Source organism: Marinilabiliales bacterium (assembly GCA_007695015.1).
Classification (GTDB): Bacteria; Bacteroidota; Bacteroidia; order Bacteroidales; family PUMT01; genus PXAP01.
Genome location: REEN01000031.1, coordinates 1 through 12,585, shown reverse-complemented (window position 1 = coordinate 12,585; position 12,585 = coordinate 1). Strand labels below are relative to the sequence as shown.

9 protein-coding genes are annotated in these 12,585 nt (G+C 47.2%); all 9 read right to left on the bottom strand.

Annotation, left to right across the window (positions count from 1 at the left end; all coding sequences use genetic code 11):
- Positions 1–163: 163 nt before the first annotated feature.
- The gene (locus EA408_02835; protein ID TVR74429.1) at positions 164–1,918 is read right to left on the bottom strand and encodes a choline-sulfatase; all 1,755 of its coding nucleotides are present in this window, start codon (positions 1,916–1,918) and stop codon (positions 164–166) included.
- An 8-nt stretch (positions 1,919–1,926) separates the two neighbouring features.
- Positions 1,927–2,652, bottom strand: coding sequence for a hypothetical protein (locus EA408_02830; GenBank protein ID TVR74428.1), 726 nt, complete (start codon positions 2,650–2,652; stop codon positions 1,927–1,929).
- Positions 2,603–2,908 carry a hypothetical protein gene (locus EA408_02825; GenBank protein ID TVR74427.1) on the bottom strand — a complete coding sequence of 102 codons (306 nt, stop codon included), beginning with the start codon at positions 2,906–2,908 and terminating at the stop codon, positions 2,603–2,605. The genes EA408_02830 and EA408_02825 overlap by 50 nt, the downstream gene beginning before the upstream one ends.
- A gap of 525 nt (positions 2,909–3,433) precedes the next feature.
- Positions 3,434–4,432: a hypothetical protein gene (locus tag EA408_02820; GenBank protein ID TVR74426.1), complete on the bottom strand. Its 999-nt coding sequence runs from the start codon at positions 4,430–4,432 to the stop codon at positions 3,434–3,436.
- A 330-nt stretch (positions 4,433–4,762) separates the two neighbouring features.
- A complete protein-coding gene (locus tag EA408_02815; protein ID TVR74430.1) occupies positions 4,763–6,139 on the bottom strand; it encodes a sugar isomerase in 1,377 nt (458 codons plus the stop codon).
- A gap of 961 nt (positions 6,140–7,100) precedes the next feature.
- On the bottom strand, positions 7,101–8,768 hold the full coding sequence (locus EA408_02810) for a glycoside hydrolase family 32 protein (GenBank protein ID TVR74425.1): 1,668 nt from the start codon (positions 8,766–8,768) through the stop codon (positions 7,101–7,103).
- 85 nt (positions 8,769–8,853) lie between these two features.
- Positions 8,854–10,197, bottom strand: a complete 1,344-nt coding sequence (locus tag EA408_02805; GenBank protein TVR74424.1) for a gfo/Idh/MocA family oxidoreductase — start codon at positions 10,195–10,197, stop codon at positions 8,854–8,856.
- 138 nt (positions 10,198–10,335) lie between these two features.
- Positions 10,336–11,337 (bottom strand): sugar phosphate isomerase/epimerase, encoded by a 1,002-nt coding sequence (locus tag EA408_02800; GenBank protein ID TVR74423.1) that lies wholly within the window; start codon positions 11,335–11,337, stop codon positions 10,336–10,338.
- A gap of 163 nt (positions 11,338–11,500) precedes the next feature.
- Complete coding sequence (locus tag EA408_02795; GenBank protein TVR74422.1) at positions 11,501–12,583, bottom strand: histidinol-phosphatase; 1,083 nt, start codon at positions 12,581–12,583, stop codon at positions 11,501–11,503.
- Positions 12,584–12,585 lie beyond the last annotated feature (2 nt).

Sequence of the window (12,585 nt, the reverse complement as noted above, 5' to 3'; positions counted from 1 at the left end):
CTTGTTTCTTATTGTTGTTATTTTTAACCACAATAAGAAATAGATCACAATATTACAAGGTCCATCACGTGCCAGCAGCGAATAACTATTGTCAACCGGAAAATCTCACCGTAAAAGCGGGTATAAGATCAAAACCTTCAACCGGTTGCAGGTTATTAGCCTGCTATTTCCGGAAAACGGTTATTTCGGAGGTTTTGTAGCCGATCCTTATTGCCCTTGCCCTGATTACCTCTCCCCTGACAACTTCAAGGGGTTCGTGGTACAGGTGCCAGCGGTCAGGACCATCTCTACCCTCTACCTGCCAGGCAATGCTTGCCCCTTCGGTGGCACTTGAAAGCTCAAGCATTCCACCGTCAAGGCTGAAGGTTACCGGCTCCGTTTCAGGCTGTACAAGTCCGGGCCACATCATCTGTACCAGGTCATGCTCAGGAATGAAACCCATATCGCCTATTTCCAGTTGCCACTGTGCCAGTGCCCGGCGGAGCTCAAGCAGCTTCTCACGGTGCTCAGGGCAACCGGCCAGGTTGTTCACCTCCCAGGGATCGTTGTGCAGGTCGTACAACTCCTCAACAGGCTTGGTCTTCATCCATATATATGCGGCATCGCCCTCAAGCTCTCCCCTGCGGTCCATCTCAATAAGTTCGGGCGTCATATCTATCTGCTCCCTGTATTCAAGCCTGTAGATAAGCGGCAGCTCAGGGCGGAAGTTCCTGATGTATACATAGCGGCCGTCAATCACCGAACGGCTCATGTCGTAAACCTCATCAAACCTGTCGGCCGTACCGAATGCATACCTGTGGGGCGTATCTGTTTTGTAGGGGCCCAAAAATGCCCTGCCGTGCATGTGCCCGGGCGGTTTTATCCCCGAAAGGGATAATACGGTAGGTCCAAGATCCATAAGCGAAACGATATCTTCAACAACAGTGCCCGCCATCTCGCCGTTCGGCAGCCGCACTATAAGCGGCACATGAAGTCCGCTGTTCCCCACCGCCCTTTTCTGCCGCAGCAGCGGTCCGCCATGATCGCTCCAGAAAAAGATAATGGTCTTTTCGAGGAGGCCATCTGCCTCAAGCTCATCGAGAATCCGGCCAACGTTCCGGTCAAGCTCGGTGATGTTCGAATAGTTGCGGGATACGGCCTCGACAACCGATGGGATAACGGGGAAATATGCCGGAACCGGAACACTCTGCCGGTCGACGAGCATCGGGTCATCCTTCTTCATCCAGATGCGTGACTCGTGGGTGATCTCATCATTAAACACAGCAAAAAACGGAGCACCTTCAGGCCTGTTGCGGTAATGGGCCTGACCACTGCTTTCATCCCATGCAGTGAACGGGGGATTGAACTGATAATCGGTCTTGGCGTTGTTTGTGGTATAATAGCCTGCCATGCGCAGGTACTCAGTAAAGCAGCGCACATATGGTGGCGGCACGGTAGCGTATTGAGGCACCACCCTCCCCCTCTGGTCATACAGTCCGTAATAATCCTCCATATAATCCTCATTCTCCGGAGAGCGGTATGTCCAGTGGGGACCGGTACGCATGTTGTGGCTGCCGATGCTGACCGGGTACATGCCGGTAATAATTGAACTGCGGCTTGGAGCAGAAACACCTACCGTTGCATAGGCATGTTTGTACATGATCCCTTCGGCCGCCAGCCGGTCGATATTGGGAGTGTGAATTCCGGTGGCGCCGTAGCAGCTCAGGTCGGTACTGATATCTTCTACACTTATCCAGAGGATGTTGGGCCTTTCATGAATGACCTCACTCTGCCTGGCTGCGCCGGGCGTGTCAGATGAACGGGTTGTGGCATCCCCTCCTGCAGGATTATCCGGTTGTGCGCCGTGTGAGGCACCGTTGCCGGCAAAAGCGACTGCGCTTCCAGAAAGAAGGATAAAGGTAGTTTTCAGGTTTTGCATGGTCAGGTTTAATTTTTATTCTTTAAAGGTTTAGCATCTTCGATAGCTGTTTTATTTTTCCCCAAAGAGTTCTCTCTACCAAGAAAAAAATCATTGGCTACATTCTCCAATTGCTTTTCAAATAGTGTTGGTTCAACAGGAGATTCTAACCAGTTTACCGGTTCCAGCATCTCAACGGGAAATGATATAAGCCGCTTTTCCACATCTATCTCATTTATAACCGCCTTGCGTTTAGCATGATAAAAAACATCAGGCCAGCTAAACGAGTAGTTTAATGAAATATGCACAATATCAAATATATCCTTTGGTTCATCCCTGTCCACAACGGCTGTTATCTTATTTGCCAGTATATTCAGAGGAGTATCAATTATTCCATAAGAATAAGATAAGGGATTCGAGGCATTATATTCAATATCATTTACGAATTCAATTTTTAATCTGTACCCGTCTTTTTCAATAAATATGCGGGTAAAATCATCGGCAAATAACGCTTCTTCTATGTTGATATTGAAATTTTTACTGATATTACTTTTTAACTCAGCAATATATTCAGGGTATTGGGGATCAGAATTTACAAAAAAATCAAGATCATCGCTGAAACGGTGCCGCAGGTAATATCTGCCAAGTGCAGTTCCTCCTGTAAGGTAAAACGGGAAATTGAAGCCGGAGAACCACTCGAGAAAACTATCCTGGATCCGGTATAATTTCCTGTAATCGTTCTTTGACAAATTCATATTTCTTTCTTAATGATGGAGATCTCAACTTTTTTATGATATCGTCAGAAAGCATATCCTTAATTTCCTGCGGGGTAAAGAGCCGGATTATGGTAAACCAGGGATAAGATTCGAGCAGCTTGCAAAACAGGGCTTCACGAGTATAATGCCCGGCCAGTTTTGCTTCACCTTTAAGAACATTAATAACTTCCTCTTCAGAAATATCATAATCCCAGAGAATTTTTCCCAGCAACTCCTTTATATCATCTGTTCGCATTTTCTGAATATTTCCGGTACAGCAGTTACAAAGATATGATAATTTTAAAACGGGGAGCAAAAGACCGGACCTGCAGGCTGATCAGTGCCTTATTAATAATGTTCTGGCTCGTCCAGGTTAGGAATAGATGAACAGGATGGACTGCAGGTAATTCCAATATGAAAATGGTTGCCGGCCCGCGGTAGTCCGGCCGGCATCAATAGTAAAGCCCCTGTCGAAAAGAAGGAACTACCAAAACCTTCAAATGACAAGGGCTTTTAACCAACCTAAACTAACCTAAACTAACCTGTAACCATCTATTATAACAGACAAACTTATACCTGAAAAGTTTATCCAAGGTTGATTATTTTCTCATAAATAATGTTAACTGATTAACAAAAATCCTGCCACAAATTATTCAATCGACCCGAAGGAGCTGTATATCTGATAACTGCTGCATAGCGACAGATTATTACCTCCGCAGTCCAAATCAGGCTAACATCAACTCATAGCTAATCCCGCCGAAGGTAGCAGAGCTGCAACTTCTTATCTCCGCAGTCCGAAAGGCTGTGTTCCGGCAACTGTCTTACCCTCGCCGTAAAGCTTTGCCCTTACATAGGTGTAGCTTTCCTCCAGCTCGTTGAGATTTATAATATTTCCTTCATATACAACATTCCCGCCTGTTTTCCATACTACCGAATTGTAACCGGTGGCAGTAATTTCAATGGTGGCTCTCCTGTTGTTCACCTTTACCGCTTCTATAACAGGAGGTAGCGGACCATCGTGCCCGCCCGGCGCGTATATGAAATAACTGAGCCCGTTTTCCATCCCCAGGCGCACCTGCTCATGATTCAGCTCGGGCAGGATCAGCATATTCCAATTCCGGCCAATATGCGGTTCTGTATGCATGTCGTCGTTTGAATACCCCCAAACCGGCCTGCCGGGCATCATAACTGTAAGGATTGAATCCCACATATGCCTGTCATTCGGATAACGGTCACCCTGATTATAAACCTCCAAACCAAAAAGATGGTCGTAGTTCCCGTAAACCTCAAGATACCACTGTAGGTTATAATATTCAGGGTTTCTCTCCTGGTAACGGCCAGGGTGGTACAGCATGGTAATTCCACCCTTTGCCGCTGTTGCGTCCAGTGACTCCTCCTCGGTTGCAGTGTTGTTGTGGTCGTTGAAGAAACTACCCATGTGGTGATGCCTTGAAAGTTCGTTTGCCTGGATATCTACCATTTGTAAAGCAACCGGATCACGGTTCTCAAAATCAAAATTATCAGGCATCGTCTCCGGTGCGCTCTCCATCCTGTTGAGCGTGGTCCGGCTCGGCTCCATTTCGGCGAAAGCGGTCCACGGCCACGTCACTTCATTGTGATCGGTAATTGCCAGGATGTCATATCCAAGCTGATGGTACCGGTCCACTACCGTATGAGGATTCAGCCTTCCGTCACTCATAGTGGTATGAGTATGGAAATTGGCCTTGTACTGAATATGCGTCTCCCAGTCAACACTCTCGTAGGGATCTACAATCGTCAACCGGGATGTACAACCCTGAAAAGTAAAAAGTATAACCAGGATAGCGGCTAAAATTCCCGGATATAACTTTGCTAACACGAAAGCTTTAGCATTATCTTCTCTCTTCATTTGCATAAGAAATAGTTTTATTATTTGTAATCTAATAATTTTCAAAAATAATATATCTCGAATTGCATACAGAAATAATCAGTATTATGAAATCATTAATTTTCAGGTGCTGTTACAATAACCATCCCTGTATCATTACAGATCAATCCAGATCACGGGATGGTGTACCGGCAGGTTGCGGATCACTTCAGGATGATCCGGATCTGTGGGAAGCGAATTGCCTTAAACCAGGTTTTCCTGCTCAATCCCGATCTTCTTCAGGGCATACTCACTCTCCTTCAGGTAGTCACCGTACACGGTTATCCAGTGGAAGCCCGGCATCTTTTCAGCCAGCAGCAGGTCGTCGCAGTCATAGCTGATATTGATCTGCGTGCGGCAGATAGGCATAAACGGGTTCTCAACGATCGTTCCGGGCAGACCGATGTACTTTTTGAATGAAAAATCGGGAATGATATTTGTGATTTTCTGTCCAATCTTCATCTCCACCTTCGGAGCCGCGCCGTAATCAGATTCAAAGTGGGTAAGGATCCTGGCGGGTTCGAGGTTTTTCCCGTCCATCCTTCTTGGCGCAGTGCAGTGCGAAATTGTTTTAATACCGCCATGAGGATAGGTAGGGTTACAGAAAAATACCGGTTTCCCGGAAATGTTCGCCATCAGTATTCCCGCTGGTACAACAACAAAGTCGGATTCACAGAAAGCCAGGTAGCCGGCATCATTGAGCAATCCCAGGGTCAGGCAGGCTGCTGTCCGCGAAAGCGGCATAATCGTCCCCATACAATGATTGATGGTTATTGCCCTGCAATTGAATTTCTCCATCAGTCTTTTGAATACATCTTCAAGGACAAAGCAATTATCGACAAACTCCCTGTTGGTTTCAAGACTCACGCCGCTATCACGGAGATAATCAGCGGCTCTGCTTCTGGCCCTTGAAACCGTTGCTTCATCGGCCATTGCCTCAGTAATAAGTTTGCCAAGGTCATCATAGGAAAATTCATGAATATTGAACTTGTATTTCCCGCTTACATGCTTTCCGACAACATCAGCCGGCTGCGACCATGCCGCTGCTCCTCCTATTGCAATAATATTGGTGTTCAGCGTGTTTTTAAGTCCGCAAAGCGACCTGAGCCTCCAGAGCATCTCATCGTGGCTGTCGATAACCACATCGTCGAAGCCGATACCGGGTATGGAATGCCCGTCAGTGTGCCGCCTGAGGTAGCGGGGACTGATTATCTCGTACCACAGGTAGACCGGACCCGATCTGTGGCGGCAGAAAAAGATAATATCTTTACCTGTCTCATGCAAAGCATCAAAGATGCCGCTGCCTCCGCCTGCGGCATAAACAATAATAAGATCAGCCTGTTGCAGTCCCCCGACATTATCAAGGTCCCCTGTTGCCTTTACCTTTTCCACCGGAAGGAAATCAACAGGAAAATCTGCGGCGGACCTCAGTGCGTCAAGCTCGCCGCGGATCCTGACCACTTCGCAGTCCGCATCCTCCTCTGTCTCCAGTCCCCCCCAGTTTCTCCATGAAGTCTGTTCGCGCCGCACAGGCACCTCATGTGTAAGTACCGGCTGAACAACAAGTGGTCTGCGCCTGATCTCAAATCTCTCCGCAGGCTGAACTGAAGCAAGAGCCGACCACGAAAGGCCGGGCAACACAACAGCGCCAAGAGCCGATGTTCCGGTAACCTGCAAGAACTCCCTGCGAGTCACTCCGCCGGGCACCAGGCCGTGCCTGCCCGGCAACTGATCATGCCTGCCCGGCAACTGATCATACCCACCCGGTACAGGTTCATTACCGCCAGACATCTGACCAGCTTCGCCCGGATTGTTTCCATGATGACCGGCACAACATGAGCGAACCGGTCCAAATCCCGCATTTGAAGATGTAATTTCTTTATTAGCCATGACAACCTCCTTTTTTTTAGGTTTTATCAAGAACATGTACGTAATTCATCCCGGACAAAAGAGCCGGTTATCAGCATGGCTCTTGAAGGTATGCAGACTGCTTATATTCACTCAAATAAAAGTAAGCAAAAAACCATTCCATTCAAAACAGAATAATTAAGGACATTACTTTTAACCCTTTCGGTGAAAAGAATGCAAATATCCATAGCTTCGCGAAAGCCAATCCATAATTACCTTTCGGGGATCAGTTGGGTAATAATACCCGGGATTATCGTATAGCTGGATAAAAACCAAAGCCCCTGCCCGATAGAAGGAACTACCAAAACCTTCGCCGGACAGGGACTTTTGCCTTAACCTCAACATCAACCTAAACCAAAACCTAAAATGCCTGCCTGTATTGTAACTCTGTATCTATGACGCTTTACAGGGACTTTCCCCTAATACAACTAACAATAAAAGATCATAACCTGCATCCTCAGGTTTGTCAATATCGGGGCCGCGGAAATACACAGTGCATCAAGTTTTAATCCGACAATGATTTCAATAATGATCAGAAACTAATCCCCATTGGTTTAATAAATCCTCCGATATTCTGTTAAGACAGTCCGGTTGAATATGCATATTCAAGCATATTACTGAATTTTAACAAAAATTACTTCCAAATTGAATTAAGAGTCCAAAAATCCATTTTTGTAATATTAGCTGTACCACCATCAGAATAGAATATCACATCCTGACTATTTGAATCAGGGAATATTCTATTTGTTATTACTGCTTCACCATCATTGACAAACACTTCCACTGAAGACCAATCCACAAAAATCTGTAATCTGATTTTTCCATCGATCAATCTGGCAGGAGCGTCATTTCTTTGACCAAATCTTCTATGAAAACCATCTTCACCAGACCTGGTCCTGTCTACAAATACTGTTCTCCTTAACCTGTCGTATCCAACAAGGGTTTCTTCATTATCTCCCACTCGCAGTTTAAGACCAACCACTTCTGAGCTACCCGGTTCCATTTCAATAATTATTTCATAGGCCTTTCCGCTTATTCCCTCTCTTGACAATAAAAGTTCACCGGAAGAAACTTCTATATTTTCAAGTTGTACATTATTATTGCGCAGAACTTCCAGCTCCTTAACTGGCCTTTGAACAGCCTGTATCTCTCCGTTAACGGTTACTAAGTGAATTGATCGTGGTATCGACTGGGCACTTCGCCAGGGATAAGTAGGAATGCGATTAGCATACATCCAGTTATTCATCCAGCCTACCCATATTCTTCGACCATCTTCTTCAGGAATGTCACTCCAGGTTATTGCAGCATAGAAATCGGTTCCATAATCAACCCATATAACCTCCCCCCCTGCAATGGTCTCATCAGGGATAAATTTTTCTCCATCCCAGTCCCCTATAAAAAATTGAGATCCAGAACCTCCAGCAATCGATCCCGGACTTATATCCACATGAAGAACCCATTTTATATTATCAGGATTGCCATCCACTGCGAGTGGAAAAAAATCAGGACACTCCCAAATTCCGCCGGTGGCACCTGCAGGCCCAAAATCACTTAAAAACGTCCAGTCTTTAAGATTATCGGATGCATAAAACTGTACTTTATGTTGACGCGGGAGAGCTACCACCATAACCCACTGTTCAGTATTTTCCATCCACATCACTTTGGGATCGCGAAAATCAGGATCGTCAAATTCAATTACAGGATTCTCCTTATATTTAGTGAAGGTTTCTCCACCATCAACGCTATATGCCAACGACTGTGCCTGCCAGGTTGATCCATCAGCCCTTGTGTAGTGACTAGTGTAAATTGCAACCAGCGGAGGACGGTCTCCATCACTAAAGCCTGTAGTGTTGTTTTGATCGACTACTGCACTGCCTGAGAAAATGGCCTCTTCTTCCTCTTTTCCGTATGGAATGGCAACAGGCCTATGCTCCCAATGTACAAGATCATAACTTACAGCATGGTTCCAGCTCATATACCCCCATCTATTTCCAAATGGATTGTATTGATGAAACAGATGATATCTCCCTTCATAATAAACCAGACCGTTGGGATCATTCATCCAGTTGATTCTCGGAGTGTAGTGAAATTGCGGTCTGTATTTTTCAGAAAAAGTAACATCAATATCGAGATGTTGATTAATAAGGCTTTTATCAAAGTCAGAACCCGTCTCCCTTATCAGGTTAAAAGTCAAATAAAATATAATTGAAATAACCAGGATAACACCGTATAAAACAAGATTTCTGGTTTTTTTTGCCATTTTGATTTTTGAATTAGTGAATGACAGATTTTGGTTGATCAAATATCCTTATGCTCCGGTTAATAGGTGTCAAAAGCGGCAATATAGAAGCTAAACAGGAATAAAACCACCCTCCTCCCCTCGTTCTTTAAATATCGGAAGCCGTTCCGGGTATGGGAAGCTCCGGATCAACCTCAGGTACAGGTCCCATTGCATATTCGGCCGGCCCGAGCCTCAGGTTTGAAGCCATCATCTCGTCCCAGGTCACTACACGCCCGGTAATGGCGGACTCCCGACCCATAACACCGCACATGGTAGCTGCGGCAAGATCATGCGTCTGGTTGAGCGGGGTGTTGGTACGGATAGCAGTAACAAAGTTGATATGCTCCTCATCATATGATGATATTGCAACCCTGTTGGTAGGCCTGCCCTCCTCATCAAGAGGATATTCATACTCCCATATCAGATTACCGTCATTGTCCCATATCCTGTTCTGGCAGTTGGTGTAACCCTTGGTGCCGAAGATCATAAAGCCGTGTTTGTTATCACAACCGTCAATGCACCTTGTCTTGCAATTGAAGATCCTGCCGTCATCGAATTCATATTCGACGCTGTAAAAATCATAAATGTTTCCGGTAGGCCTGCGGTGCCTTCCGCCAAATCCGAGAGCCTTCACAGGATGCTTGCCAAAGTAAAGGCTTACCATATCGATCTGGTGTACGGCTATATCAACATTGTCACCCCCCGAAAGCCAGTTCCAGTTCATCCAGTCCCTCAGCATCGCCTCCATATCACTCCAACCGGGCTGCCTGTTAACGTGCCATATCTTACCACGGATATCCCATGCATTGGCAGAAACCAGATCGCCTATAGCGCCATTCCGGACCATGTTGCGTGTAGTCAGATAATCGCGCTGGTGCCTGAAGTTGGTCCCCGCCACGACGACCAGGCCTGCAGATTCAGCCATCCTGCCGGCAGCCATCACCGTGCGCACACCCACAGGGTCAACCGCGCCAGGCTTCTCGATAAAAATGTGCTTCCTGGCCTGAACGGCTGCCTCAAAATGCTGCGGCCTGAAATGCTGGGGGGTAACATGTAAAATAACGTCAACATCAGATTCAATAACCTTCTTGTATGCATCAAACCCGACAAAACAGTTCTCTTCGGGAATTTCAACCCCGGCACGTTCACGCAAGGCCCTTCGGCATCCGTCAATGCGGTGCTGGAAAACATCGCCAAGAGCCGTTATCTGAAGGTTGGGGCCGGAATTAAGAAAATTAAAAGCTGCGCCGGTGCCGCGCCCCCCGCAGCCGATAAGTCCCGCTTTCAGTACAGGCCCGTCAGGTGCAGTGTCATAAAAAACCGGAGCAGGGTATCTTTCCCTTCTACCACATGATGAAAGCAAATAACCGGCGCCAACAGCACCGGCCAGTCCGAGAGCGGCAGCATCGCCTATAAATTCACGTCTGGTTTTTGGTTTGGATTTTGTCATTTTAAACTGGTTTTTAAATTGTTATAATCTCAATACATATATTATTATCAGCTACACCAGGGACGGTAGCATTGATTGACATCAGCCTTATTTTATCAAATAATTGCGTGTCAGTCAACCGCCTCAATAACTTAACTACTAAGCAATAAGTCCCCTGCAGTGATCAGCGCACTTCTTCACTTCATCCACTGCATTGCTGCCTTCGGGTATAGTGTACTCGAGCTCAATGTCGGCAGTTATCGGCCAGCCCCTGTCCCTGAGCAAACGAAGAATATCTCCCAGAGGTGTGCTGCCTTCACCGAATGGCATATTGGCGTCGCGCGGCTCCTGGTCTGGTCCGGTCTTGTCTTTTATATGCAGGCTGATTATCCTGTCATGGAACTTTTCGATCACGTGGTTCGGATGCTGACCGGTGGCTCCCCAGTAATGTCCTACGTCAAGGTTAAGCATCAGGTTCTTGCTGAACGCGAGGTGTTCTTCGAAGCTGAATCCGGGCTGGCCTGGCTGGCCGTGATTGTGCATTATGGCAAACATGTTGTGTCTTTCTGCAAAGGGTGCCATTCTTTTGGCAGCATCAATCCCTATTTCGAAAGTGATGCCGCGGGAACCTAAAGTTTTAGCGACGTTGAATGCATAGTCGATCTCTTCATCCGACCAGTTGGGGTTGCCAAGCTTGGTTATGTCGATATTGACACCGGCGTTGTTGTACATATGCCTGAGTTCTTTGAACTTGTCCATTGAAACAGAAAGGCGCCATTTTTTCATCTCTTCGGCATGCCTCTGTCTGGCGGCCATCATCTCGTTCCTCTGCTGCTCGTTCATCTGCACCCCCCTGGCAAAAGCAGGTCCATCATATACCGGTGCGCCGGCATACTCTTCAACAGCTCCTCCCATAAGCTCAACAGATATGAGTCCGGCATAAAGCGCCCAGTCGAGTATGGCCCTGGCTCCGTGGGGAATGCTCCGGTAGCTGTAGGATATTACCCCGAAGGTAACTCCGCCCTGCGGAGCGCTGAAAGATGGCAGCGGACCTTTTGCATATGCAAGTCCCCGGGGAAAGAAAGTCAATCCTGCAAGGGCAGCAGCGCCTCCAAGGAATTTGCGACGCGAGATAGGGTTGGTTTTGTTCTTGCTCTCCATAATATCTGGTTTTTAGGTTTGATTATTTTAATGATCTGGCAAATTATCAAATTATGCTCACCTGAAGTCGTTCACCGCAGGCATTATTTCCTAAATAATGTTAACGGGTTAACAAAACCGAGCCGTTAACTTCCGCCGAAAGGCAATAATCCAGGGCAGCAGATCACAAGTTATCCGGCACGAAGGTCATTGTTACCGGCAGTCCTTTATCCGGTTCAACCATGAAGTTGTCGATAATCAGCTTCAGCTCGATCTGATCATAGTCCGCTGCATTGTCAATGTATACCGGAACGCTCCGGTAACCGCCGGCCGGAACGGTCGTTGTCCTGAAGAATTCAAAGCCGGGCTCGTTGCCGCGTGCCTTTGAAATCTGCATGGGGATATCGGTGGGGTTGAAGAGCATTATGCTGTAACTTCCCCTGTGCCTTGTTACCGACCTCACCTGGAGCATCTCTTCAAACAACGCCTCAAGTATCCACTCCGGGGCCACAAGCCTGTCTTCGAAATATACCGCTGTACGGCCGGCAAACAGTGCCTCCCTGATCCCCTCGGCAGACCTGTCCTTTGCAAAAACTAGTGTCATGGGACGTCTTTCTCCACCGTGAATGTCGTAATCGAGGTTGATCGGGCCGTGAACGTCGGTTGTGCCAATCATCGTGAGGTTCTTTTCAATGCACCACATATGGGCCTCGGGGTAGTAGGACCCTCCGTTCACCACCTCAATGCCATGGAGCATACCGTTCTCCAGCAGCCAGGTGTGCTCGTCCCACCAGAGTGTGGTGTCGGGTTGCTGGCGCGCCCATCCGGGATGGTTCCAGAAGATGAAGGCGTCCTGCTCTTTTGCAGCCCTGAGCGCATCACGCCAGTCCTCTTCATCAACCGGATTGGCATCTTCCAGGAATATGGCGTTGAAATGTCCCGGCGGCATGCCACGGGTGATCTCGGTGCCATGAATAAGGATGATGTCCATCTGATCGGCCAGCGGCTTTGCAATTTCGTAAGCACGGTTGTGGTCAGAAATTACATCATTGCGAAAGGGCCTGTATTCTATATGGTCGGTTATTGAAATGGCATCAAGTCCTTCCCTCCATGCTTCGTGAACCCTCACGGTGGGCCAGACGGTCCCGTCTGAGAACACGGTGTGGATGTGGGGATCGTACTTCAGGGTCTTGTAACCGGGTATTTCAGGTATCCTGATGGTGTCGCGCACCTGCGCTTCACTGGAAAAAAATATTCCCAGAAAAATAA